General features: G+C 72.6%; 24 protein-coding genes, 3 tRNA genes and 1 other RNA gene. 16 read left to right on the forward strand and 12 right to left on the reverse strand.

What is annotated here, in order from left to right; translation table 11 throughout:
* Positions 1-19: 19 nt before the first annotated feature.
* The 3 genes from BJF77_RS06615 to BJF77_RS06625 all read left to right on the forward strand — a co-directional run bounded on the left by BJF77_RS06615 (position 20) and on the right by BJF77_RS06625 (position 1,611).
* Positions 20-478 (forward strand): peroxiredoxin, encoded by a 459-nt coding sequence (locus tag BJF77_RS06615; RefSeq protein ID WP_075871662.1) that lies wholly within the window; start codon positions 20-22, stop codon positions 476-478.
* Positions 479-506: 28 nt separating this feature from the next.
* Positions 507-1,409, forward strand: coding sequence for a Sir2 family NAD-dependent protein deacetylase (locus tag BJF77_RS06620; RefSeq protein WP_047804580.1), 903 nt, complete (start codon positions 507-509; stop codon positions 1,407-1,409).
* A gap of 129 nt (positions 1,410-1,538) precedes the next feature.
* Positions 1,539-1,611, forward strand: a tRNA-Val gene (locus BJF77_RS06625).
* A 14-nt stretch (positions 1,612-1,625) separates the two neighbouring features.
* Here the strand turns inward: BJF77_RS06625 and BJF77_RS06630 are convergent.
* Positions 1,626-1,889, reverse strand: a complete 264-nt coding sequence (locus BJF77_RS06630; protein ID WP_047804581.1) for a hypothetical protein — start codon at positions 1,887-1,889, stop codon at positions 1,626-1,628.
* Between the two features lie 228 nt (positions 1,890-2,117).
* Here BJF77_RS06630 and gndA point away from each other — a divergent pair, with 228 nt between their 5' ends.
* The gene (gene gndA / locus BJF77_RS06635) at positions 2,118-3,575 is read left to right on the forward strand and encodes an NADP-dependent phosphogluconate dehydrogenase (protein ID WP_075871663.1); all 1,458 of its coding nucleotides are present in this window, start codon (positions 2,118-2,120) and stop codon (positions 3,573-3,575) included.
* A 97-nt stretch (positions 3,576-3,672) separates the two neighbouring features.
* On the opposite strand, the gene epsC is transcribed toward gndA, so the two are convergent.
* The 3 genes from epsC to msrA all read right to left on the reverse strand — a co-directional run bounded on the left by epsC (position 3,673) and on the right by msrA (position 6,121).
* Positions 3,673-4,257 (reverse strand): serine O-acetyltransferase EpsC, encoded by a 585-nt coding sequence (epsC, locus tag BJF77_RS06640; protein WP_047804583.1) that lies wholly within the window; start codon positions 4,255-4,257, stop codon positions 3,673-3,675.
* 186 nt (positions 4,258-4,443) lie between these two features.
* On the reverse strand, positions 4,444-5,379 hold the full coding sequence (gene cysK, locus BJF77_RS06645) for a cysteine synthase A (protein WP_047804584.1): 936 nt from the start codon (positions 5,377-5,379) through the stop codon (positions 4,444-4,446).
* Positions 5,380-5,506: 127 nt separating this feature from the next.
* Complete coding sequence (gene msrA / locus BJF77_RS06650) at positions 5,507-6,121, reverse strand: peptide-methionine (S)-S-oxide reductase MsrA (protein WP_082157515.1); 615 nt, start codon at positions 6,119-6,121, stop codon at positions 5,507-5,509.
* 91 nt (positions 6,122-6,212) lie between these two features.
* Between msrA and BJF77_RS06655 the strand changes: the two genes are divergently transcribed.
* From BJF77_RS06655 to BJF77_RS06665, 3 genes are read left to right on the forward strand one after another with little or no spacing between them, the layout of a single operon-like run.
* Complete coding sequence (locus BJF77_RS06655; protein ID WP_369821368.1) at positions 6,213-7,337, forward strand: Nif3-like dinuclear metal center hexameric protein; 1,125 nt, start codon at positions 6,213-6,215, stop codon at positions 7,335-7,337.
* Positions 7,334-7,810: a hypothetical protein gene (locus BJF77_RS06660; protein WP_075871664.1), complete on the forward strand. Its 477-nt coding sequence runs from the start codon at positions 7,334-7,336 to the stop codon at positions 7,808-7,810. The genes BJF77_RS06655 and BJF77_RS06660 overlap by 4 nt, the downstream gene beginning before the upstream one ends.
* Positions 7,777-8,067, forward strand: a complete 291-nt coding sequence (locus BJF77_RS06665) for a C4-type zinc ribbon domain-containing protein (protein WP_075871665.1) — start codon at positions 7,777-7,779, stop codon at positions 8,065-8,067. The genes BJF77_RS06660 and BJF77_RS06665 overlap by 34 nt, the downstream gene beginning before the upstream one ends.
* A gap of 24 nt (positions 8,068-8,091) precedes the next feature.
* On the opposite strand, the gene rnpB is transcribed toward BJF77_RS06665, so the two are convergent.
* Positions 8,092-8,482: RNase P RNA component class A (gene rnpB, locus BJF77_RS06670), an RNA gene on the reverse strand.
* Positions 8,483-8,694: 212 nt separating this feature from the next.
* Here rnpB and BJF77_RS06675 point away from each other — a divergent pair.
* Entirely contained in the window at positions 8,695-9,468 is a 774-nt protein-coding gene (locus BJF77_RS06675; protein ID WP_047804586.1) for a YaaA family protein, read from the forward strand.
* Between the two features lie 15 nt (positions 9,469-9,483).
* On the opposite strand, the gene def is transcribed toward BJF77_RS06675, so the two are convergent.
* The 3 genes from def to orn form a co-directional block, all read right to left on the reverse strand.
* The gene (gene def / locus BJF77_RS06680; protein WP_047804587.1) at positions 9,484-10,056 is read right to left on the reverse strand and encodes a peptide deformylase; all 573 of its coding nucleotides are present in this window, start codon (positions 10,054-10,056) and stop codon (positions 9,484-9,486) included.
* Positions 10,057-10,156: 100 nt separating this feature from the next.
* Positions 10,157-10,230 (reverse strand) — tRNA-His (locus BJF77_RS06685).
* A gap of 121 nt (positions 10,231-10,351) precedes the next feature.
* Positions 10,352-10,969 carry an oligoribonuclease gene (gene orn, locus BJF77_RS06690; RefSeq protein WP_075871666.1) on the reverse strand — a complete coding sequence of 206 codons (618 nt, stop codon included), beginning with the start codon at positions 10,967-10,969 and terminating at the stop codon, positions 10,352-10,354.
* A 158-nt stretch (positions 10,970-11,127) separates the two neighbouring features.
* On the opposite strand from orn, the gene mptB reads away from it, so the two are divergent.
* Positions 11,128-12,690 carry a polyprenol phosphomannose-dependent alpha 1,6 mannosyltransferase MptB gene (mptB, locus tag BJF77_RS06695; RefSeq protein WP_255396165.1) on the forward strand — a complete coding sequence of 521 codons (1,563 nt, stop codon included), beginning with the start codon at positions 11,128-11,130 and terminating at the stop codon, positions 12,688-12,690.
* A 70-nt stretch (positions 12,691-12,760) separates the two neighbouring features.
* A tRNA-Arg gene (locus BJF77_RS06700) sits at positions 12,761-12,833 on the forward strand.
* 315 nt (positions 12,834-13,148) lie between these two features.
* Here the strand turns inward: BJF77_RS06700 and BJF77_RS20470 are convergent.
* A complete protein-coding gene (locus BJF77_RS20470; protein WP_158041197.1) occupies positions 13,149-13,310 on the reverse strand; it encodes a hypothetical protein in 162 nt (53 codons plus the stop codon).
* Between the two features lie 683 nt (positions 13,311-13,993).
* On the opposite strand from BJF77_RS20470, the gene BJF77_RS06705 reads away from it, so the two are divergent.
* The 4 genes from BJF77_RS06705 to ettA all read left to right on the forward strand — a co-directional run bounded on the left by BJF77_RS06705 (position 13,994) and on the right by ettA (position 18,769).
* Positions 13,994-15,037: an acyltransferase gene (locus BJF77_RS06705; RefSeq protein WP_075871667.1), complete on the forward strand. Its 1,044-nt coding sequence runs from the start codon at positions 13,994-13,996 to the stop codon at positions 15,035-15,037.
* A gap of 337 nt (positions 15,038-15,374) precedes the next feature.
* Positions 15,375-15,605, forward strand: a complete 231-nt coding sequence (locus BJF77_RS06710; RefSeq protein WP_047804588.1) for a hypothetical protein — start codon at positions 15,375-15,377, stop codon at positions 15,603-15,605.
* An 800-nt stretch (positions 15,606-16,405) separates the two neighbouring features.
* Positions 16,406-16,978, forward strand: a complete 573-nt coding sequence (locus BJF77_RS06720) for a single-stranded DNA-binding protein (RefSeq protein ID WP_075871668.1) — start codon at positions 16,406-16,408, stop codon at positions 16,976-16,978.
* A 108-nt stretch (positions 16,979-17,086) separates the two neighbouring features.
* The gene (ettA, locus tag BJF77_RS06725; protein WP_047804591.1) at positions 17,087-18,769 is read left to right on the forward strand and encodes an energy-dependent translational throttle protein EttA; all 1,683 of its coding nucleotides are present in this window, start codon (positions 17,087-17,089) and stop codon (positions 18,767-18,769) included.
* Positions 18,770-18,889: 120 nt separating this feature from the next.
* Here ettA and BJF77_RS06730 read toward each other — a convergent pair whose 3' ends face one another.
* Positions 18,890-19,780, reverse strand: coding sequence for an acyl-CoA thioesterase II (locus BJF77_RS06730; RefSeq protein ID WP_047804592.1), 891 nt, complete (start codon positions 19,778-19,780; stop codon positions 18,890-18,892).
* A gap of 107 nt (positions 19,781-19,887) precedes the next feature.
* Here BJF77_RS06730 and BJF77_RS06735 point away from each other — a divergent pair, with 107 nt between their 5' ends.
* Together BJF77_RS06735 and BJF77_RS06740 are read left to right on the forward strand one after the other, a co-directional pair.
* A complete protein-coding gene (locus tag BJF77_RS06735) occupies positions 19,888-20,382 on the forward strand; it encodes a thioesterase family protein (protein ID WP_047804608.1) in 495 nt (164 codons plus the stop codon).
* The gene (locus tag BJF77_RS06740; protein ID WP_047804593.1) at positions 20,379-21,047 is read left to right on the forward strand and encodes a hypothetical protein; all 669 of its coding nucleotides are present in this window, start codon (positions 20,379-20,381) and stop codon (positions 21,045-21,047) included. Before BJF77_RS06735 ends, BJF77_RS06740 begins: the two co-directional genes overlap by 4 nt.
* Positions 21,048-21,069: 22 nt before the next feature.
* On the opposite strand, the gene BJF77_RS06745 is transcribed toward BJF77_RS06740, so the two are convergent.
* A complete protein-coding gene (locus BJF77_RS06745) occupies positions 21,070-21,489 on the reverse strand; it encodes a globin (RefSeq protein WP_047804609.1) in 420 nt (139 codons plus the stop codon).
* 143 nt (positions 21,490-21,632) lie between these two features.
* Positions 21,633-24,200, reverse strand: coding sequence for an aminopeptidase N (gene pepN / locus BJF77_RS06750; protein WP_075871669.1), 2,568 nt, complete (start codon positions 24,198-24,200; stop codon positions 21,633-21,635).
* Positions 24,201-24,231: the final 31 nt, after the last annotated feature.

Below are 24,231 nucleotides of genomic sequence, written 5' to 3' on the forward strand. Positions count from 1 at the left end.
ACAGCACAGGAGACCACCCATGCCCGAGATCGGCGACACCGCCCCGGACTTCACTCTGCCGAACCAGTTCGGCGAGCCGGTCACCCTGAGCGGGCTGCGGGGACAGCCCGTGAGCATCGTCTTCTACCCGTTCGCCTTCTCCGGGACCTGCACCGGGGAGCTGTGCCGGCTGCAGGACAACCTGGCGGTGTTCGACGACGCCGGCGTGAAGCTGCTGGCGGTGTCCGTGGACTCCAAGTACGCGCTGCGGGCGTTCGCGCGGGAGGAGTCCTTCGAGTTCGACCTGCTCTCCGACTTCTGGCCGCACGGGGCCGTGGCCGAGCGCTACGGCGTCTTCGACCCCGTGGCGGGGCAGGCGGAGCGGGCCACGTTCGTGCTCGACTCCCAGGGCGTCGTCGTGGACGTCTTCCGGGCCGAGCCCGGGACGCCGCGGGAGCTCGAGGCCTACCGCGCCGCCCTGGCCAAGCTGCCGGCCTGAGGCCCCGGCGCCGTCCGAGCGACCAGCGATGCCCACCGTACGCGCCGGCTACGGCGCCCCCGTCAGTCCCGACCAGTTCCCCGATCCCGACGCCGCGAGCCTGGACGAGGGCCTCGACGCGGCGGTGCCGCTGCTGTCCGGGCGCCGGACCGCGGTGCTGACGGGAGCGGGGATCAGCACCGACTCCGGGATCCCGGACTACCGCGGACCCGGCTCGGCCCCGCGCACCCCCATGACGTTCCAGGAGTTCATGGGCAGCCCCGCGAGGCGCAGCCACTACTGGGCGCGCAACCAGTACGGCTGGCGGCACCTCGAGCGGGCCGACCCCAACCCCGGCCACGGGGTCCTCGCCCGGCTGGAGGGCGCCGGAGCGGTCGCCGGCGTCGTCACGCAGAACATCGACCGCCTGCACCAGGCGGCGGGCTCCCTCAACGTCGTGGACCTGCACGGGCGCTTCACCCGCGTGCTGTGCATGCGGTGCGGCACGCGGATCCCGCGGGCGGTGCTCTCCGACATCTTCGACGAGCTCAACCCCGGCTTCTACGACTCGATCGGCTCGCCGGAGGACATCGAGTTCGCCCCGGACGCCGACGCGGTGGTGCCGCGCACGGCGGGATTCCGCGTGCCCGACTGCCCCGTCTGCTCCGGGATCCTCAAGCCCGACGTCGTCTTCTTCGGCGAGAACGCCCCGCGGCACCGCGTGCTGCGGGCGCTGCGGATGGTGGACACCGCCGACGCCCTCCTGGTGGTGGGCTCCTCCCTCACCGTGAATTCGGGCCGCCGGTTCGTCCGGCACGCCGTGCGCGCCGGCGTGCCCGTGCTGATCGTCAACCACGGCCGGACCCGCGGGGACGCCGCCGCCCGGGTGAAGGTCGACGCCCCGGCCACCGAGTTCCTGGTCCGGCTCGAACAGCGACTCGCCCGCCCGTAGAATGGGGCACGGATGTGGCGAACACCACAGCCGTAAGGGGTGCCCGACCTGGTTACCAGTCGGTAGCACCGGGTAGCCTGTTCCGGAACCGGGTGCTGGCGGTTGCGAAAATCGTCCACCCGGTTGTCAGGGTCCTTAGCTCAGCTGGTAGAGCGCCACGTTTACACCGTGGATGTCATCGGTTCGATCCCGGTAGGACCCACGTGCCGGCCCCGGCTAGCGGAAGTACACCTGCTTCCCCCCGGCCCGCCGGCAGACGACCACGATGCTCCCCTCACGGTCCGCCTTCTGGGCCTTCTTCACGTAGGCGGAGGCCTTGCCCCCGCACAGTGCCGCGGCCTTCTCGCTGGCGCGCGTGATCGTGGCCTCGTTGAGCACCTCATTGCCGCCCACGACCACGTCGACCTTGCCGTTGGCGGCGGCGGCCGGTGCGAACCCGGGGCCCGACCACAGTGCGGCACACGCCACGGCCCCGATCACCGTTCTCCTCCACGCCCGCATCCCTACCCCCTGGAGTCTGTGTGCGATGGCACCACGGTAGGGCCCCCGACCCGGTGCGGGGGGTTTGTGACAGAGGGTGTCCGGCGAGCCGTCCGCCGGGTCCGTCGGCAGGGTGCCTTCGCCACCGGGCGCCTCCGTGGGTCCCGTGAGCGGGGCGCCGAGCGGGGAACGGACCGAGCCGCCCGCCAGGGTTTGTAGGCTGGGGGCATGGCAGCAGAACAGAAAGCTCAGATCGGCGTGACCGGCCTCGCGGTCATGGGCGCCAACCTCGCCCGCAACTTCGCCCGGCACGGGTACACCGTCGCCCTCCACAACCGTTCGGTCGGCAAGACCGACGCCCTCCTCGAGGCCCACGGGTCCGAGGGGAACTTCATCCGCACCGAGACTCTCCAGGAGCTCGTCGACTCCCTCGAGACCCCCCGCCGCATCCTGGTGATGGTCAAGGCCGGGGCACCGGTGGACGCGGTGATCGAGCAGCTCGTGCCGCTGCTGGAGAAGGACGACATCATCATCGACGGCGGCAACTCCTACTTCCAGGACACCCGTCGCCGGGAGCGGGAGCTGGCCGCGCAGGGCATCGACTTCGTCGGTGTCGGCGTCTCGGGCGGGGAGGAGGGCGCCCTGCTGGGGCCCTCCATCATGCCCGGCGGACCGGCCAAGTCCTACGACGCGCTGGGGCCGCTGCTGGAGGACATCGCCGCCAAGGCCGAGGACGGCAAGCCGTGCTGCGCCTGGATCGACACCGACGGCGCGGGGCACTTCGTGAAGATGGTGCACAACGGGATCGAGTACGCCGACATGCAGGTCATCGGCGAGGCGCACGAGCTGCTGCGCGCGGTCGCCGGCATCGAGCCGGCCGAGCAGGCCGAGGTCTTCGAGCAGTGGAACACCACGGAGCTGGGCTCCTACCTGATCGAGATCACCGCCCACGTGCTCCGGCAGGTGGACGCCCGCACGGGTGAGCCCCTGATCGACGTCATCGTGGACGCGGCCGGGCAGAAGGGCACCGGCCGCTGGACCGTCCAGGAGGCGCTGGAGCTGGGCTCCCCGGTCACCGCGATCGCCGAGTCCGTCTTCGCCCGCGCCCTGTCCTCCGCCGAGCCCGAGATGCGCCTGGAGGCCCAGCGGGTGCTGCCGGCCGGCATCGGGGGGACCACCGAGGACGTGGTGCACGACCCCGAGTTCGTCGAGGACGTGCGCAAGGCCCTCTACGCCTCCAAGCTCGTCTCCTACGCCCAGGGCCTGGACATGCTCACCATGGCCGGGGCCGAGTACGGCTGGGACCTGGACCTGGCCACCATCGCCAGCCTGTGGCGGGAGGGCTGCATCATCCGCGCCCAGCTGCTGGAGGTCATCATGGAGGCCTACCAGGGGGGCGCGGCCCCGGCGAACCTGCTCTTCGCCCCGCAGTTCGTCTCCGCCATCGAGGACGCACTGCCGTCCTGGCGCCGAGTGGTGGCCCGGGCGGTGGAGCGCGGGATCCCCGCCCCGGTGTTCGCCTCCACCCTGAACTACTACGACTCCCTGCGCCGCCCCCGCCTCAACGCGGCCCTGACCCAGGGGCTGCGCGACTACTTCGGGGCGCACACCTACCGGCGCACCGACGACGCCGAGGGCGTCTACCACACGCTGTGGTCCGGGGACCGCTCCGAGGTCATCGCCTAGCCACGAGCCGGCACCCCGGCACGCAGGAGGGCCACGCACCGCCGGGTGCGTGGCCCTCCTGCGTGCCGGGGTGCGGTCCTTCCCGGATCGGCGCCGCCTAGATCCACATCGCGGGGTCGATGTAGGTGGAGGGGTCCACCAGCGGCTGCTGCTTCTCCGGGGTGCGCGGGCGGACCTTGCCGGGGATCCCGGTCACGATCGCGTCCTCGGGCACGTCCTTGACCACCACGGCGTTGGCGCCGACCGCCGAGTCCGCCCCGATCTCCACAGGACCGAGGATCTTCGCCCCGGCGCCGATCACCACGCGGTCGCCCACGGTGGGGTGGCGCTTGACCTTCTCCAGGGAGCGGCCGCCGAGGGTCACCCCGTGGTAGATCATCACGTCCTCGCCGATCTCGGCGGTCTCCCCGATGACCACGCCCATGCCGTGGTCGATGAAGAAGCGACGACCGATGACGGCACCGGGATGGATCTCGACGCCGGTGAGGAACCGGCCGAGCTGGGAGACCGTCCGGGCGAGCAGCCGACGGTCCGGGTGCTGCCACAGCAGGTGCGAGAGGCGGTGGATCCAGATGGCGTGCAGACCCGAGTAGTTGAGGGCGATCTCCAGCCGGGAGCGGGCGGCGGGGTCGTGCGTGCGGGCCGTCTGCAGGTCCTCGGCGAGTCTGCTCCAGAAACTCAAGGTCTTCCTCTGTTCTTCCGGGGGTCGGTTCTTCCGGGGGCGGCGGCCCGGTCCGCGGCGGGGATCGACGCGGGCCGGCTGCGGGGTGCGAACCGGAACGACCCGCCCACCTCCGGGGCAACGTCGCCGGGAGGCGGCGCTATTCCCGGAAGGGGCGGGTCGTCGGCGCGGAGCGCCCGGGGCGGATCAGCCGCGGATGTCCTCGTAGAGCAGGGTCGAGATGTAGCGCTCCCCGTAGTCGCACACGACCGCCACGATCAGCTTGTCCCGGTTCTCCTCCTTGGCGGCCTCCTGCAGGGCGGCCCAGACGATGGCGCCCGAGGAGATCCCGCCGAGGATGCCCTCCTTGGTGCCCAGCTCCCGGGCCACGCGCACGGAGTCCTCGACGGTCACGTCGTAGACGTCGTCGTAGATCTCGCGGTCGAGGATGTCCGGGACGAAGTTCGCGCCCAGGCCCTGGATCTTGTGGGGGCCGGCCTTGCCCTGGGTCAGCAGCGGCGAGTCTGCCGGCTCGACGACGAGCAGGCGGACGTCCGGCTTCTGCTCGCGCAGGTACCGCCCCGCGCCGGTGATGGTGCCGCCGGTGCCCACGCCCGAGATGAAGATGTCGACCTCGCCGTCGGTGTCCTCCCAGATCTCGGGACCGGTGGTGGCGTAGTGCACCGCGGGGTTCGCCTCGTTGGCGAACTGGCTGGCCAGGACGGCGTTCTCGGTGCCGTCGACGATCTCGCGGGCCTTGTCGACCGCTCCGCGCATGCCCTCGGCGCCGGGGGTGAGCACGATCTGGGCGCCGTAGGCGCGGAGCATGACGCGGCGCTCCGTGGACATGGTCTCGGGCATGGTCAGGATGACCTTGTACCCGCGGGCCGCGCCGACCATGGCCAGCGCGATGCCGGTGTTGCCGGAGGTGCCCTCCACGATCGTGCCGCCCGGCTTGAGCTTGCCGGACTTCTCCGCGGCGTCGATGATGGCCACGCCGATCCGGTCCTTGACCGAGTTGGCCGGGTTGTAGAACTCCAGCTTCACGGCGACGTTGCCGGGCAGGCCCTCGTCGAGCCGGTTCAGGTGGACGAGCGGGGTGCGGCCCACGATCTCGGTGACGTCGTTGTAGATCTTCGCCATGTGCGTACCTCGGTTTCTGCGTGGTCGGTTCTCGGTGGGGTGGGAACGTGCTCCTGCGCCGCCGGGCCCTGGGGGTGCCCGCGGCGGCGCGGTCCTAGCTCAGCCTAGCCAGGCGCCGCAACTGCTACTACGCGGTAAGCCACGCGGAGTAACGTTGCCGGACCTTGGCCAGCTTGGGATTGATGATCACCTGGCAGTACCCGTTCCAGGGCTGCTCGGCGTAGAAGTCCTGGTGCTCGGGCTCGGCCTCCCAGAAGGTGCCCAGCGGCTCGAGGGTGGTGACGATCGGCCGGTCCCACAGCGGCTGCGTGCGCTCGATGGCGGCCGCGAAGAGCTCCCGCTGGGCGTCGTCGGCCCAGAACATCGCCGAGCGGTACTGGGTGCCGACGTCGTAGCCCTGCCGGTTGAGGGTGGTGGGGTCGTGACCGGTGAAGAAGAGGTCGAGGATCACGTCCGCCGGCACGACGGAGGGGTCGAAGGTCACGGCGACCGCCTCGGCGTGCCCGGTGCTGCCGGCGCAGACCTCGTAGTAGCCGGGACGGTCCGTGGCGCCGCCGGTGTAGCCGGAGACCACGGAGGTGACGCCCCGCGTGATCCGGTACACCGCGTCGAGACACCAGAAGCATCCGCCCGCGAGCACGAAGGTCACGGAGGCAGGACGGTCGTCGGGGGCGGAGCGGTCGTCGGGGGAGGGTCGGTCCTCGGGGACGGGGCGTGCGTCGGCGTGCTCGGGAAAGGCCATGCCCCGTACAACACCGCGCCGCGCGCAACATTCCCGAGGCCGCGCCCGGACCCGCCGGGGCCTCCGTCGGGCGGACTCCTAGACTGGGCCCATGAGCCAGCAGAGCACGGCCCCGCCCGGACCCGCCCCCACGCTGTCGGAGGTGCTCGAGGTCGTCGAGGCGCTCTGGCCGCTGCACCTGCAGGAGCCCTGGGACGCCAGCGGGCTCGTCACCGGGCGCCCGGAGCAGCCCGTGCGCCGGATCCTGTTCGCCGTGGACCCCGTGGCCGACGTGGTGGACGAGGCCGTGTCCACCGGCACCGACCTGCTCCTCACCCACCACCCGCTGCTGCTGCGCGGAGTCACCTCCGTGGCCGCGGACGGCTTCAAGGGCGCGGCCGTGCACGAGCTCATCGAGCACCGGTGCGCCCTGCTCGCCTGCCACACCAACGCGGACTCCGCCCCGGACGGCGTCTCGGACGCCGTGGCCCGCGCGGCAGGGCTCACGACGACGACGCCGCTCGCCCCGCACCCGGCCGATCCCACGGTGGGCATCGGCCGGGTGGGCGAGCTGCCCGAACCCGTGTCCCTGGCGCAGCTGGCACGGCGCCTGGCCGCCGCCGTCCCGGCCACCGCCCACGGTGTGCGTGTGGCGGGGGATCCGGACACCCCGGTGCGCCGCGTCGCGGTGTGCGGCGGGGCGGGGGACTCTCTCTTCGACGAGGTGCGGGCCAGCGGCGCCGACGTCTACGTCACCGCGGACCTGCGCCACCACCCCGCCTCCGAGGCCCGCGAGGCGGCCCTCGGCCCGGGTGCGGACGGCACCCCCTGCCTTGTGGACCTCTCCCACTTCGCCAGCGAGTGGCTGTGGCTGCCCGTGGGCGCGGCGGCACTGCGCGCGGCGCTCGCCGAGCGCGGCCACGACGTGGCGGTCGAGGTCTCGGTGCGCCGCTCCGACCCGTGGGACTTCCGTGTCGACCACCCCGCCCACGACCACGGGAACGCCGACCGCCCGGCCCACGGCCGCGCTGGTCTCGACCACCCTGTCCAGGGCGGATTTGGCCACGACGAATCTGTCCAGGACGAGTCTGGCCACGACAAGTCCGGCCATGACCAGTTCGGCCATGACCAGTCCGGCCACCATCACTCCGGCCACGACCACCGGCCGGCCGGCCGCCCCGGCCCCGACCGCCCCGGCCACGACCGCTCCGGCCCGACCCCAGGAGGACCAGCATGAGCACCGCCACGCCCGAGCAGCAACGAGCGCTCCTGGAGCTCGAGCGCGTCGACGCCCGGCTGCGCCGCATCGCGGCCCGGATCGGGGAGCTGAGGACCGACCCCGAGGTCGCCGCCGCGCTGCAGCTGCGGGCCCGGGCGATCGCCGCGGCCAAGGAGCTCGACGCCGGGGAGCAGGACATCCGGCAGCGGCTGGCCGCGGCGGAGGAGAAGGTCGCCCGCGTCCAGGCCTCCATCGAGAAGGACCGCCGTCGCCTGGAGCAGGGCGGGACCGCCAAGGACCTCATGGGGCTGCAGCACGAGATCGACACCCGCACCCGGCAGCTGGCCGCGGCGGAGGAGGCGGAGCTGGAGCTCATGCAGGAGCTCGACGACGCCGCCGAGCACCGCGCCCGCATCACGCCCCGGCTCAGGGCGGCGGACGCCGGCGCCGGAGGCGCGTGGCCGCCCGGGACGAGGAGGGGCAGGCCCTGACGGCGGAGCGCGAGGAGCTGGCGGCCACGCGCGAGGCCGCGGCGCAGGCCGTGGGCGCCCCCGCGCTGGTCGCCCGGTACGAGCGGATCCGCACCGGCCGCAGCACGGAGCGCCCGGCGGCCGCGGAGCTGCGGGGCAGCGTGTGCGGGTCCTGCGGGACGACGCTGAGCCCCACCGACGCGGCGACCTTCCGGGCGGCGAACCCGGACGAGGTGCTCACCTGCCCGGAGTGCGGGGTGATCCTGGTCCGCGGCTGAGCGCCGACGGGCGGGGAGGAACGGGGGACAGGCCGGCCTGTAAGCCGGGTTCTGTGCACACGGCCGGTCGCCCGGGCCGTGCTGGTGACCATCCATCTAGGCCCGTCGTTGCCGACGGGCTCCAGCGGCCTACCCGGGTGCTCGGGCGAGCAGCCCTCGGGCGCACCCTGTCTGGCCTTGCTCCGGATGGGGTTTACCGAGCCGCGCCGGTCACCCGGCGCGCTGGTGGTCTCTTACACCACCTTTTCACCCTCACCCGCTGCCCGGACGGACCGGGGCGGGCGGTCTGTTTTCTGTGGCACTTTCCTGCGGGTTCCCCCGAGTGGGCGTTGCCCACCATCCTGCTCTGCGGAGCCCGGACTTTCCTCGCGCCGCCGACCCGGAGGTCGCGGCCCGCGGTCACCCGGCCGGCCTGTCCGCCGTCCATCCTACCCGCCCGGGATCCTGTCCGGCCCCGCTGCCCGGCCCCGCTGTCGGGACTCGCTGCCCGGCCCCGCTGCCCGGGATCCTGTCCGGCGCCGGTGCCCGGCCCTGCTGCCCGGCCCCACGGCAGGGTCCCGGAGGCAGGATCCGGCGGGACCTGCCGCCGGGACGTCCACGCCCGCACGGGTCACTAGACTTCTGCGGGTGCTCATTCTGCTGCCCCCCTCCGAGACCAAGACCGCCCCCGTCTCCGGCGAGCCCGTCGACACCGGGGCCCTCGCGTTCCCCGAGCTCACGCCCGCCCGTGAGCAGGTCCTCGCCGAGCTGGCGAGCGCGAGCAGCCGCGCGGACGCCCTGGACGTGCTGGGCGTGGGGCAGCGGCTGCGAGAGGAGGTCGAGCGCAACACCCGTCTGGGTGCCGAGCCCGCGGCGCCGGCGCTGCACGTCTACACCGGGGTGCTGTACGACGCCCTGGACCCGGCCGGGCTCACGCCCGCGGAGCGGGAGGCGGCGGCGGCCTCCCTCGTCGTCGTCTCCGCCCTGTGGGGCGCGGTGCGGCCCACGGACCGGATCCCGGCCTACCGGCTGTCCATGGGGACGGAACTGCCCCGTCTGGGCAAGCTCGCGGCCCACTGGAAGCGCCACCTGCCCGCCGCGCTCGGACCCGCCGCGGAGGACCGCCTCGTGGTCGACTGCCGCTCGGCCGCCTACGCGGCCGCGTGGCGTGCCCCCCGGGAGCGGACGGTCGGGGTCAAGGTCGTCCGGGAACGGGGCGGGACGCGCACGGTCGTCTCGCACATGGCCAAGCACACCCGCGGGCTGCTCGCCCGGCACCTGGTGCAGCGTGCCGCCGGGGGCGAGCGCGTCGGGACGCCCCAGGAGCTGCTCGCGGCGGCGGGGGAGCGCTGGCGGGCGGAGCTCCGGGAGCCCACGGCCCGCTCGGCCGGGGAGCTCGTGCTGGTGCTGCCCGGGGACTGAGGCGTCCCCGGCGGCTCAGTGCCCGAACGGGTCCTCGTCGACCCCCGGGGTCCAGCTGTGGCCGTCCCGGCCCCAGCCCTCCGCCTTGACCGCCCTGCGGGCCTTGCGGGCCCACTTGTCGTTGAGCCGGTCCAGGTAGAGCTTGCCGTCCAGGTGGTCGTACTCGTGCTGCATCACCCGGGCGAACCAGCCCTTGGCCTCGAAGGCCACCGGTGCTCCTGCGGCGTCGACCCCGGCCACCCGCACCCAGTCCGCCCGTCTGAGCGGCCAGCTGTAGCCCGGCACGGAGAGGCAGCCCTCCGACTCCTCGTCCGGGTCCGGGGCGTCCTGGGAGATCTTGCCGAGGGTCAGCACGGGGTTCACGAGCACCCCGCGCGGCGGGACCCCGTCGTCGTTCTGGAACGCGTAGGTAAAGATCCGCAGGCCCACGCCGATCTGCGGGGCGGCCAGCCCCACGCCGTGGGCGGCGTCCATGGTCTCGTACATGTCCTCGACGAGAGCGCGCAGCTCGTCGTCGAACGCCGTCACCTTGGCGGCGGGGCGGTGCAGGACGGGGTTGCCGGTGATCACCACGGGGCGGATGGCCATGACGCACTTCCTTCGACTTGCCGGGGGCCTCGCCCCTGCACGGGCCGGGGCGGGAACGACGAAAGGCCGTCCCGAGTCCTCGGGACGGCCTTTCACAGCGGGTGAGCGACGGGGGTTGAACCCGCGACCTCCTGGACCACAACCAGGCGCTCTGCCGAACTGAGCTACGCCCACCATGAACGCCCGCCGGAAGACCGTGCTTCCGCTGGGCAACGCATACGAGTGTACCGCATTCCCTGACCGCACCCGACCACGCCCGCCACGGCCTCACCGGGGCGGGCGACGTCCCGGTCGCTCAGGCGCCGGTGCGGGACCCGGCGATCTCCGCGGCGATGGCCCGCGCGGTCTCGGAGTCGGGCCCCGGCTCGGGGGCGAAGACGGCCCGGCGGTAGTAGCGCAGCTCGTCGATCGAGTCCCGGATGTCGCCCAGCGCCCGGTGGTTGCCGGTCTTCGGCGGCGCCTGGAAGTAGGCGCGCGGGAACCAGCGGCGGGAGAGCTCCTTGATGGTGGAGACGTCGATCACGCGGTAGTGCAGGTGCTCCACCACCTGGGGCATGTCCCGGACCAGGAAGGTGCGGTCCGTGCCCACGGAGTTGCCGCCCAGCGGGGCCTTGCCCGGTTCGGGCACCCACTGCCGGATGTAGGCGAGGACCTGCTCCTGGGCCTGCTCCATCGTCAGGCCGGAGGGCAGCTCGTCGAGCAGCTTGGACGCCGTGTGCATGTTCCGCACGAAGTCGCCCATCTGCGCCAGGGCCTCGTCGGTGGGGCGGATCACCACGTCGACGCCCTCGCCGAGGACGTTGAGCTCGTCGTCGGTCACGAGGGCCGCGACCTCGATGAGGGCGTCCTCCTCGAGGGACAGCCCCGTCATCTCGCAGTCGATCCACACAATGCGTCCGTTGGAAGTAGCCACCCCGACAATCTACCGTGCGGCCCCGACGCCGTGTCCCGCGCGCACGGCCCTGCCGGGTGCTCTCCCCGGCGGCGACGATAGGATCGGGGCGACCACGGGTCCGCGCTGCGCCCAGCCGCGGCCGCCCGCAGCCACCGGACGGGCGCATCGGGAGAGCAGTGCAGACCACATCGAGGACGCCGGCGCCGGGAGAGGGCGCCGAGCCGCTGGCGGGCCCCGACGGCTCCCGCCTCGTCTCCGGCTCCCTGCTGCGCACCGTGCTCATGGGCGCCCTCGGCTCGCTCATGCTCTTCGTCGGCTCCCTCGGCGTCGGCTGGCTCGCCTCGGTCTCCCCGCTGCGCCAGATGCCGGTCATCATCGCCATGCGCTTCACCACCGCGGGCGCGATCGTGTCGATCCTCCTGCTCGCGGTGGGCGGGATGCTGCTGATCCGGGAGTGGCTGCGGCTGGGCCAGAAGCTCAACCGGTGGGGTCCCGGCAGCGGGCAGTGGGTGCTCATCGCCATCGCCGCCTGGTCGGCGCCCATGCTGGTGACGATCCCCCTGTTCAGCCGGGACGTGTACTCCTACATCGGCCAGGGCCGGGTGATGGCCAACGGGCTCAATCCCTACGAGCACGGGGTCTCCACGATCGACAACTTCTTCCAGCTCGGCGCCGACCAGATGTGGTCCGAGTCCCCGCCTCCCTACGGGCCCCTGTTCCTGTGGCTGGAGCAGCTCGTGGTGGCCGTGACCGGGGCGAACCCGGACGCGGCCGTGCTGTGGTTCCGGGCGATGTGCGTGCTGGCCGTGATCGCCTGCATGTGGCTGATCCCGCGGCTGGCGCGGCTGCACGGGATCAACCCCGCCCGGGCCCTGTGGCTCAGCGTGGCCAACCCCCTGTTCCTGACCAACTTCATCGTCTCGGTGCACAACGACGCGATCATGATCGCCCTGGCCCTGGCCGGCACCTACGTGGCCGCGGTGCACCGGAACTGGAAGGGCGGGCTGGCCGGCACGGCGCTCGTCACCCTCTCCGTGGCCGTCAAACCCATCACGCTCGTCTTCCTGCCCTTCATCGGCCTGCTCTGGGCCGGGAAGAACGCCTCGTGGACGCGCCGCTTCGTGGTGTGGTTCCTCACCCTCGTGTGGGCACTGGCCCTGTTGGGGCTGATGGGCCTGGTCAACGGGTTCGGCTTCGGCTGGGTCGCCGCGATGTCCACCCCCGGCTCGGTGTCCATCTGGTACGCCCCGGTGGGCTTCCTGGGCGGGCTGGCGTCGGCCCTGGCCGCCGCGGTGGGGGCCGACGCCGGGCAGTGGCGCGGCACGGTCCACTCGATCGGGCAGGCCCTGGCCGTGCCGGTCATCCTGTGGCTGATGTTCACGGGCCGCGACGAGCGGATCATCCGACGGCTGGCCTGGGCGTTCGCGGCCATCGTGCTGTTCTCCCCGATGATCCAGGCCTGGTACGTGGTCTGGCTCATCCCGCTCTTCGCGGTCACGGGCATCCGCAGCGACTGGCAGGTGGACGTCCTGTTCTTCCTCACCGCCTTCTTCATGATCTACGCGGTCTCGGACCAGCTCGACGTCTTCCCGTACCTGGACCTCGACCTGAGCTCCGGCCGGCTGATCGCGGCGGTGGTGGCGCTGTCCTACGGGGTCTACCTGTGGTTCCTCGACCCCGCCACCAAACGCCTGCTCCGCGGCCGCTCCGAACCCCCGGTGCGGAGCGCCGTCATCTGAGGGTGCCGTGCGGGGCGCCGCGAATTGGTAAACTCGTTCGCGGCGCCCAGGGCACGGACCCGGGCGGCCCGCCTCAGTAGCTCAGTGGATAGAGCAGGAGCCTTCTAATCTCTTGGTCGGGGGTTCGACTCCCTCCTGGGGCACACCGAACGGACCGCCGAGAACCCCGTTCCGACCGGCTGATGCGCCGCTCGGAACGGGGTTTCCCCATGTCCGGCACGGGGTGCCACCAGGATCGCCGTGACCCGCTCGGGGGAACGAGCTCGTCCAGCACCCCGCACCCGCCCCCTGGTGAGCGCTCGGAGCGTCCGCTGCCGGTCGCCACCACCACCTCCTGCGAGCCTCCCACGCTTCGTGGGCTTCAGGCAGGATCACGTGTGCAGCCCCGAGCGGGCCTGGACGTTCTCTTCCGGCGTGCTCGCGTGCTGGACGCGCACGATGGCGTCGCGGCCCGTCCGTCAGCGCGGGAGCGTTTCGCGAGCGTGGTCGATGAGCTCGCCGACCATGCCGACCCAGACCTGGCGTTGGAACTGGGTCAGCGGCTCCGCCCCTTCGGCGACGGCGGCCTGCAGCAGGTCGTGGAAGCGGGCGATGTCCTCGAGGCGTTCCGGACTGATCATACTTTTGAGGCTATCCGAGATGTCCCGCGTACCCCGGACAGGCCGCGGCCTTTCGCCTCGACCCGCCGCCGCCGGGTGCCTCGGCCGTGGAGTCATGCGGCCGAGGGGTGCCCGAGGACACATTACCGTCTGGTAGTTTATTCTCGGCACTGGCTCACACCGGTGCGGCAGCCCGCGCTGCGCCGTTCCCTGACGGCGTCCGGCTGCACCATGCGCTCACGCGCAGCGGAGCGCCCCCACCCTCTCCCGGGCGGGGGCGCTTTCGTGCGGCTCCCCGGCTTCGCGCGGTGGGGACGGCACCGAGCGTTGAGGGTGCTGGGGGACCACGATCTCGATCGGGCAGGATCTGCTGCCGGTGTTCCGGGAGCGGACGCAGGCCGGGGAGGTCACCACTGGGAGGTGCAGCACTGTGGCGCGCCACGAGCCGGCGCAGGGACAGGCATCCGCACCCATCCAGCGACATCAGCGGACCGATCATCTCGTCGTCGGACAGGCCGTCGCACCCCTGTCGTGGCGACGGAGGCGCAGCCTGCCGCGGCCGGGAGGTCAGGCATGAGCGCGGCAGCCCGGAGGCTGACTCGTCATGCAGCGCGGTCGTGATGGCGCTCCAGGAGTTTGCACGTGAGAATACGGTCCTCACCCGTGGGGTCGGGTGAGGTCCCTCGCAGAGAGTCCTGCCGCTCATGACACTCAAGGAACGGCTCAGCAGCCGTCACAACCTTCTCAACGCCGTCCGCATCGTGTTCGCGGCCATGGTCATCCTCGGTCATGCGTGGCCGCTCACCGGTGCCTCCGGGCACGGCCTGGAGTTCCTCTCGGACGTGGCCGTCAACGGCTTCTTCCTGGTGAGCGGTTATCTCATCGCAGAGAGCCGCACGCGGACGCAGTTCGTCCCCTACCTCTGGCGGCGCCTCCTGCGGATCTATCCGGGCTTCCTCGTCAGCCTCCTCGTGGTGGCGGCGATCTTCGCGCCGTTGGGCGCCCGCCTGGGCGGCCAGGCCTTCGACCTGCGCTCGGCCGCAGGTTTCGTGGTGTCGAACAGTGCGCTCAGGATCACCCAGTGGGAGATCGACGGGTCGCTCGCCGGGGCCCCCGTCGACGGGACGTGGAACGGCTCCCTGTGGACCCTCTTCTGCGAAGCGGTCGCCTATCTCGCCCTGGGCGCAGTGCTCAGCCTCTCCGTGGCCGTCCGGCGAGCCCGGTGGGTCCTGCCCGCGCTGGCCCTGGCGGTCATCGGCCTCCGCGTGCTGGCCGAGGGCCCGCTGGAGGTCACCACCACCCACTACCTCAACGGGCTCCGGCTCGCCGGCTACTTCCTGGCCGGCGCGGCCGTCTGGGCCTGGTCCGACCGCTGGAGACCACGCCCGTGGCACGTGGCGGCCGCGGTCGTCGCGTACCTGGTCCTGACCAACGAGGGCTGGGCGGACCTGTTCGGCCAGTTCCCGCTCGCCGTCGCGGTCCTCGGCATCGGATCCCTGCCCTCCCGCAACTGGACGACCCGCACGGACCTGTCCTACGGCGTCTACATCTACGCCTATCCCGTCCAGCAGCTGCTGGTCATGCTCGGCACCGCGGCGTGGGGCGTCACCACGAACATCGTGCTCACCGTGATCCTGCTGCTGCCCCTGGCCCTCCTGTCCTGGACGCTCGTGGAGAAGCCGGCGCTGCGCGCCAAAAGACTCCTCGACCCGCGGGTCCCGGTGTCGGTGTCGCCGAGCCCCCAGTAGACGGACGCGGCGGTCGACGGCCGCGGCGACGCGCGGCCCCGGGTCTGGCTGCCGGCGTGCGACGGCCTCCGCTGCGCGCGGCGCCGGTTCGTGCGGCCCGGGCACCGTCCGCCGCGTGCGGCGCGGAAGTGGGGACAGCCCGACTCGGTGCATTCGCATAAGTTAAGAGGTGTTCCGCGAGACGCGGCCCACCCGATCTCGTCCCGCCCTCGGCAGGGCGGCGAGCCGGGCGCACGATCCTCGCTCACTCCGGCGGCAGCTCGCCGGGGTGGCTGCTCCGGAGGGGAGACCCGGGGCGGCCAGGGCCACGCCTGCGGACCCGACCAGGGGAGGAACCATGAGCGTCACCATCATCCGGCAGTGGGTGGGCGGAGGGGCCCGCCACCACCACTACGAGACCGTCGAGGAGGCCGCGGAGGACACCAAGGACTTCATCGCGCGGCACGTCGACGAGGACATCGCCCCCGACCGCCTGGAGGCCATCATCCGCAGCGTCATCGACAGCCACTGCGTCCAGCTCGACACCCGCACGGGGGGCATCATCACCGGGCAGGGCCTCATCGTCTAGGGCACGCCGGGACCGGGCCGGGGCCGTGCAGCGCGGACCCGGTCCCGGCGTCCGCACTGCACGTGCGAGCGGTCACCCGGATCGGGCACCGGCATGGGACCTCGGTCCGCACCCGCCGTTCCGTCCGGAACTCCCGGGCCGGGCCCACGGCCGTGCGGGCTCCTGCCCGGACGGCGGCCGCCGCCGGGGGAGGCCCGGACCGTGACGGCCCGTCCCCGGCGCATCCACAGGGGCTCGCGCACCGGTAGTAGGGGTGAGGGCACCCGCGCAGGATGACGTCCGGCGGGCCACCGCCCGACCGGCCGCTGCGACGTTCATCGAGGTGAGCACTATGGCTCAGATCCGGCTCTGCCCGTGCGGGGCGCCACCCGTCCACGGGCCGTGGTGCTGGGCGTGCGCCCAGGAGCAGGAGAGGCAGCACCGCCCGCTCGGCGTGATCACCTGGGACACAGCCGACCTGGACTGAGGCCGCGCCGCCCGTCTGCTCGCCACCGTCCACCGGCCCGGTCCGCACGAGACCGGTCCGCACGAGACCGGTCCTGGGCGCCTCAGGTCGGCACATATGGCAGCGGTTCCCGAACGTGAACGGCCGCGGACCGGTCCGCATGGCAGCGGCTCCGGAACCCGGGCGGCCGCGGGTCGGTCCGCACTGCACCGGTCCCCGCACCCGGGGGCCGCGGTCCCGCTCCTCCACAACCGGGCCTCCGGGGCGGCGTCCCGGGCCGGGAGCGCAGGACCCTGGGTGCACCCCCACACCGGGGCCAGCCCGGCCGAACGGCCGCCGTCCAGAGGAGTTCCCGATGACCGAGCAGATCACCGTCCGCGGCTACGTGGCCACCGACCCCGAGTCCCGCAACCTGCCCGACGGCACCGTGGTGGTGACCTTCCGCCTCGCCTCCACGCCGCGCTGGTTCGACCAGCAGAGCTCGGCCTGGCGCGACGGTCACACCAACTGGTTCTCGGTGCAGGCGTTCCGCGCGCTGGGGCTCAACGCGCTGGCGAGCATCAAGAAGGGTCAGCCGGTGGTGGTGGTCGGCAAGCTGAAGGTCCGGTTCTGGGAGGGAGAGCACGGGCGCAACACCGCCGTGGACGTGGACGCCGTCTCCATCGGGCACGACCTGGCGCTGGGCACCGCCTGCTTCCAGCGCACCGTCACCTCCTCCCCGGCCGCGGAGCACAACGGGGCCACCGGACCGGACGGGGAGAGCACGGCGCAGCCGGCCCCGGGGGAGGCGGCGGGGGCTTCCGGGGAGAGCCGGGACCCGGCCGAGGTCGACCCACCGGCCCCCGAGGGCGTCGACCCGGAGACCGGCGAGATCCGTCCCGGAAGCGAACCGGGCCGCCGCCCGCGCCGGCAGCCCGCGACGGCCTGAGCCGCCCGGCCGGCCACCGCCCGCAGCCGGCCGGGCAGGCGCGGGGCCCAGCCGTTCCCGCTCCGTCCCCGCCGGTGGGCGGGGGCGGAGCGGGGTAGCCTTGAGGGCATGGCGGAATTCATCTACACAATGTCCAAGGCCCGCAAGACCGTGGGCGACAAAGTCATCCTCGACGACGTCACCATGTCCTTCTACCCCGGCGCGAAGATCGGCGTCGTGGGACCCAACGGCGCCGGCAAGTCCACCATCCTCAAGATCATGGCCGGCCTCGACCAGCCCTCCAACGGCGAGGCCCGGCTCAGCCCCGGCTACACCGTGGGCATCCTGCTGCAGGAGCCGCCGCTCAACGAGGAGAAGACCGTCCTCGGCAACGTGGAGGAGGGCGTCGGCGAGATCAAGGCCAAGCTCGACCGCTTCAACGAGATCTCCGAGCTGATGGCCCAGCCCGACGCCGACTTCGACGCCCTGATGGAGGAGATGGGCCGGCTGCAGGAGGACATCGACACCGCCAACGCCTGGGACCTCGACTCCCAGCTGGAGCAGGCGATGGACGCGCTGCGCTGCCCGCCGCCGGACGCCGACGTCAAGGTCCTCTCCGGTGGTGAGCGCCGCCGCGTGGCCCTGTGCAAACTGCTGCTGCAGAAGCCGGACCTGCTGCTGCTCGACGAGCCCACCAACCACCTCGACGCCGAGTCCGTGCTGTGGCTGGAGCAGCACCTGAAGGACTACCACGGCGCCGTCATGGCCGTGACCCACGACCGGTACTTCCTGGACCACGTGGCCGAGTGGATCTGCGAGGTCGACCGCGGCCGCCTCTACGGCTACGAGGGCAACTACTCGGCCTACCTCGAGACCAAGCGCGCCCGCATGGAGGTGCAGGGCAAGAAGGACGCCAAGCAGGCCAAGCGCCTGGCCGACGAGCTCGAGTGGGTCCGCTCCAACGCCAAGGGGCGGCAGGCCAAGTCCAAGGCCCGCCTGGCCCGCTACGAGGAGATGGCCGCCGAGGCCGAGAAGACCCGCAAGCTCGACTTCGAGGAGATCCAGATCCCGCCGGGACCGCGGCTGGGCAACCTCGTGATCGAGGCGAAGGACCTGCAGAAGGGCTTCGGGGACCGCTCCCTGATCAAGGACCTGTCCTTCTCCCTGCCGCGCAACGGCATCGTGGGCGTCATCGGCCCCAACGGCGTCGGCAAGTCGACCCTGTTCAAGACCATCGTGGGCCTCGAGGAGCTGGACGGGGGCGAGCTGAAGATCGGCGACTCGGTGAAGATCTCCTACGTGGACCAGAACCGCGCGAACCTCGACGCCAGCAAGTCGCTGTGGGAGGTCGTCTCGGACGGCCTGGACTACATCAACGTCGGCAACGTGGAGATGCCCTCGCGCGCCTACGTCTCGGCGTTCGGGTTCAAGGGCCCGGACCAGCAGAAGAAGGCCGGAGTGCTCTCCGGCGGCGAGCGGAACCGGCTCAACCTGGCCCTGACCCTCAAGCAGGGCGGCAACCTGCTGCTGCTCGACGAGCCGACCAACGACCTCGACGTCGAGACCCTCGGCTCGCTGGAGAACGCGCTGCTGGAGTTCCCGGGCTGCGCCGTGGTCGTCTCCCACGACCGGTGGTTCCTGGACCGGGTGGCCACGCACATCCTCGCGTGGGAGGGCACCGAGGAGGAGCCGGACAACTGGTACTGGTTCGAGGGCAACTTCGAGGCGTACGAGGCCAACAAGGTGGAGCGCCTGGGCGCCGACGCCGCGCGGCCGCACCGGGTCACCCACCGCCGCCTGACCCGCGACTGACCGGCACTCTACGCGGACCGGGGGAGGCCCCGGCCGACGCACAGCAGGGGCCCGTCCGGCCGGGAAGAACAGTTTCCTCCCGGCCGGACGGGCCCCTGCGTCGCACCGGGGGCGGAGGAGCTAGGCGAACTCCGGGAAGCGCATCATGCCCTCCTGGGCGGTGGTGGCCACCAGCCGGCCGTCCCGGGTGAACATCCGTCCCACGCCCAGCCCGCGCGCCGAGGAGGCGTTGGGCGAGGACTGCACGTAGAGCAGCCACTCGTCGGCGCGGGCCTCGCGGTGCCACCACATGGCGTGGTCGAGGGAGGCGAGGTTCATGCCCGGCTCGATCCAGGTCTTCCCGTGCAGCCGCAGGATCGGCTCGAGCAGGGTGTAGTCGCTGGCGTAGGCCAGGGCCGCGCGGTGCACGTCCGGATCGTCGGGCAGCGGCTTGAGCGTCTTGATCCACACCGCGTTGAACGGCTCGCCGCGGGAGTCGGGCTGGAAGTAGATGGGCTCGGTGATGTAGCGCATGTCGAAGGGCCGTTCGTGGGCGATCGCCTGCGCCTCCGGGGCGTCGATGTGGCCCAGCAGCTCGACGGCGCTGGGCAGCGACTCGGGGTCGGGCAGGCTGCGCGGCGACTCGTCCTGGTGGTCCAGGCCTCGGGCGGGGACCTGGAAGGAGGCGATGGCCGAGAGGATGGCGCGCCCGTCCTGGTAGGCGTGCACCCGGCGGGCGGAGAACGAGCGGCCGTCGCGGATCCGCTCCACGCCGAAGGTGATGGGCTGCGACACGTCCCCGGCGCGCAGGAAGTACGCGTGCAGGGAGTGGATGATCCGCTCCGGCTCCACCGTGCGCATCGCGGCGGTGGCGGCTTGGGCCAGGACCTGCCCGCCGTAGACCCGGCCGCGGGCGGGGGAGATGGAGTGGCCCACGTAGATGTCCTCGAGGGTGCGGGCGCCGCCGCCGTCGGCGAGGTCCAGCATGTCGAGCAGCGCCTGCGTGGGGTCCGGGATGGGGCTGTAGGTCATGGGCTTCACTCTAGCCAAGGCCCCGGTCCTTCCCGCCGCCCGCCCGGGCCGCGGCGCGCTGTCGTGGCGCTCTCGCGGTGGTGGCCGGGTGTGATGGGATGGGGAGCATGTCTTCCCTGCTGATCCCCATCCAGATGCGCTTCGGCGACATCGACAGCTACGGCCACGTCAACAACGTCACCATGCTGCAGTACCTGGAGGACGCCCGGGTCCGGCTCATGTCCCGCGCGCTTCCCGAGGACGCCGCGGCGGGGATCCCGGAGGGGGCGTCGTTCCGCTCCCTGCTGGGGGAGCGGCAGACCGTGATCGGGCGCCAGGAGATCGAGTACACGGAGCAGCTGCTGTACCGGCCCGAACCGGTGTTCGTGCGGGTGTGGGTCTCCTCCGTGGGCGGGTCCAGCTTCGTGCTGGACTACGCGGTGCAGGAGGAGGACGGCTCGCGGGTCTACGCCGTGGCGCAGACCGCGGTCGTGCAGATCGACCGGCGCACCGGGCGGCCCGTCCGCCTGGACGGTACGCAGCGGGAGCTGCTCGAGCAGTGGGTGGACGCCCCCACCCGGTTCGCCCGCCGGCCCGCTCCCGCCGAGGCCCGAGCCCGATGAGCCGTTCTCTGCCGCTGACCGACCCGCGCGACGTCGCGGACCTGCGGACCTTCCTGACCCGCGCCCGCGGGGTGGACCCGCAGGGCGCGGTGCGCTTCCAGGCGCGCGGGCGCGCCGTGGGCGCGTACGTGTGCGTGCTGGAGCCCCACGGCCTGCTGGACCGCACGCCCACGGTGCTGGGGCTGCGCACCGCCGCGCTGGCCCGCGAGCACGACCTGGACGTCACGGTCCCGCTGGGCGGGGTGCTCGACCGGATGTCCCGGCAGGGCCAGGAGCAGGCCGAGGTGGGGCTGCCGCCGATGGACGCGGCCGTCTCCTGGGCCGGCATCGCCCCGCCGCTGAGCGGGTGGACGCCGGTGGGCGCGGTGGCCGGCGACGCCCTGCGCGAGACGGCCCGGGCGGGGATCGCCGAGGTCGCCCGCACGGTGCCCACGGACGCCGGAGCCGCCGTCGTGGACACCGTGCGCTCGCAGGTCTGGAGCCGCTCGTCGGGATGGGCCGAGGCCCTCGCCGGGCGTCTGGGCGGCGCCGCGGTGCCGGACGGCGCGGCGTTCGCGGCGTACTCGCTGGGCTTCCTCCGCCCCGGCGCGGAGGTCGCCGTGGCCGAGAACGGCCGCTGGGTGCGCCTGAGCACCCCGGGCGGCCACGTGCTCACCAAGCGCTGAGCCCGCCGCCGCGGACCCGGGCTCAGCCGGGACGGTTGATCATGGCGTGGGCGGCGCGGTCGAAGTAGTCCCAGATGATCCCGTCGTGCAGCGGCGAGAGCTCCAGGGTGTCCAGGGCCGCGCGCATGTGCTTCAGCCAGGTCTCCCGGGCCCACACGTCCACGGGGAACGGCATGTGCCGCATCCGCAGCCGCGGGTGCCCGCGCTGCTCGGAGTAGGTGGTGGGCCCGCCCCAGTACTGCTCGAGGAACATCCGCAGCCGCTCCTCGGCGGGGCCGAGGTCGTCCTCCGGGTACAGCGCCCGGAACCGCTCGTCCTCGGCCACCCGGGCGTAGAACTCGTGCACGAGCTTCACGAACGTCTCGTGCCCGCCGACCTGCTCGTAGAACGACGCCGACGTGCCCGCCTCGGCCTCCTGCCGCTCGTCGCCGACCTGCGGCACGGGCCGGCGCAGCTGGGACAGCGGCGCCCCCACCGAGAAGGACCGGGACCCGGGCGGGGCCGCGGCCGCGGGGTCCGTGCGCGGGGCGCCCCCGGGCTCACCGGGGGACTCAGGAACGGGCCCGGGCGCCCTCTGCTCGTCGCTCATGCCCGCGCCACCTCGTACCGGGCGTCCACGGCCTGGCCGCGCACCGCGCGGGCGGTGGCGTCGCGCTGCTCGAGCACGAGCCGGCGCAGCCCGTGCAGGTCCTCGGGCAGCCCGGCCAGGAACGCGTCCGTGGCGTCGACGGTCCGCTGGGCGGGGATGTTCGGGTACATCCCCACGGCGATCTGCTGGGCGAGCTCGTGGGTGCGGGTGCGCCACAGCTCGGGCATCGCCGCGAAGTACCGCTCGGCCCAGGGCTCGAGCAGGGACGGGTCGGCGGCCGTGCGGAACCCGTCGATCGCCGCCTCCTGGATGGAGTTGGGCAGCGAGCCCTCCACCATGATCTGCTCCCAGGCCCGCGCCTTGGCCTCGGCCGTGGGGACCGCGGCGCGGGCGCGGGCCGCGGCGATGGCGCCGTTCTCGGTGTTGTCCTCGGCGAGCATCGCGTCCACCGCCTCGTCCCCGAGGCGTCCTCCGGCGCACAGGGCGGTGAGCACGGCCCAGCGCAGGTCGGTGTCCATCGCCAGGCCCGCCAGGGACCGGCTCCCGTCGAGCAGCTGCTCGAGCACGTCGAGCTGCTCGGCCGTTCGGGCGTGCCGGGCGAAGGCCCTGAGGAACTGCAGCTGCTGGTCGGACCCGGCCCCGGCCTCCTCGGTGAGCCGCCACAGCCGGTCGGCGGCGTCCTGCTGCACGGCCTCGCGCACCGGTTCGGCCACGTAGCCCTCCAGCACCGTCTCCAGCCGGCGCAGCTGGACCTGGATGCCGGTGGAGTCGGTCTCGTGGGCGATGTTGCCCAGCACGAGCTCCACGTATCGGCGGGCGGGGGTCTCGCCGTCGTGCACGCCGTCCCACACGGAGGCCTGGACGAGGGCCCGGGGCAGGGTCTGCTCGAAGTTCTTCAGGTGCGTGAGCGCGGTGTCCAGGGAGCACTCGTCGAGGCGGATCTTCGCGTAGGCGAGGTCGTCGTCGTTGAGCAGCACCAGGTCCGGCAGCTCCCGGCCGACCAGCTCGGCCACCTCGGTGACGGGCCCGTCGACGTCGAGCTCCACCCGGTGGGTGCGCACGAGCTTGCCCTGCTCGCCGTCGTGGTCGTAGAACCCGATGGCCAGCCGGTGCGGGCGGAGGGTCGGGTGCTCCTCGGGGGCGGTCTGCTCGATCCGGAAGGAGCGGATCACCCCGTCCTGGTCGGTCTCGAGCACCGGGGTCAGGGTGTTCACCCCGGCGGTCTCGAGCCACTTGGCGGACCACTGCTCCAGGTCCCGGCCGCTGGCCTCCTCGAGCCGGACCATGAGGTCCCGCAGCTCGGTGTTGCCCCACGCGTGCTCCCGGAAGTACCGGTTCAGCCCGGCCATGAACTGCTCCTGGCCGACCCACGCGACGAGCTGCTTGAGCACCGAGGCGCCCTTGGCATAGGTGATGCCGTCGAAGTTGACCAGCACGTCCTCGAGGTCCCGGATCTCGGCCTTGATGGGGTGCGTGGTGGGCAGCTGGTCCTGCTCGTAGCCCCAGGACTTCTCCCCGGCCGCGAAGGTCGTCCACGCGTCCGTGTAGCGGGTGTGCTCCGCCGCGGCGAGGGTGGACATGAACTCGGCGAAGGACTCGTTGAGCCACAGGTCGTTCCACCAGCGCATGGTCACGAAGTCCCCGAACCACATGTGCGCCAGCTCGTGCAGGATCGTGATCGCCCGCCGCTCCACGCGCGCCTGCGTGGGCCGGGAGCGGAAGACGTAGAGCTCCACGAAGGTCACCGCCCCGGCGTTCTCCATGGCCCCGGCGTTGAACTGCGGGACGAAGAGCTGGTCGTACTTCTCGAAGGGGTAGGGCATCCCGAACTGCGCCTCGAAGAACTCGAAGCCGCGCTTGGTGATGCCGAACATCTCCTCCGCCTCGACGTGCTCCATGAGCGAGCGCCGGGCGTACAGCCCCAGCGGCACCGTGCGCCCGTCGGCGCTGACCAGCTCGTCGTGCACGGAGGCGTAGGGGCCGGCGATGAGAGCCGTGACGTAGCAGGGCACCACGGGCGTGGGGGAGAAGGACCACGTGGCCGCGCCGGGACCGGCCGGCACGGGCTTCGGGGTGGGCTGGGTGGAGACCACGGTCCAGTGCGCGGGGGCCGTGACGGTGAACGCGAAGCGCGCCTTGAGGTCCGGCTGCTCGAACACGGCGAACATCCGGCGGGTGTCCGCCACCTCGAACTGGGTGTAGAGGTAGACCTCGTCGTCGACCGGGTCCACGAACCGGTGCAGTCCCTCCCCGGTGTTCATGTACCGGCAATCCGCCTCCACCGTCAGCACGTTCTCGTCCTGCAGGCCCGGCAGCTGGATCCGCGCCCCGTCGGAGACCTCCGCGGGATCCAGCTCCCTCCCGTTGAGCACCACGGAGTGCACCGTGTCGGTGATCGCGTCGATGAACGTCGAGGCGCCCGGGACGGCCCGGAAGCGAACGGTGGTCGTCGAGCGGAAGAGGCGCTCGCCGCGGGTGAGGTCCAGGACCACGTCGTAGGCGTCCACGGCGACGGTCTCGGCCCGCGTGGCCGCCTCCTGGCGGGTCAGGTTGGTTCCGGGCACTTCGGTGCCGTCCTCTCGTCGGGGGCAGGGG

The sequence above is a fragment of the Kocuria sp. CNJ-770 genome (assembly GCF_001942375.1).
GTDB lineage: Bacteria > Actinomycetota > Actinomycetes > Actinomycetales > Micrococcaceae > Kocuria > Kocuria oceani.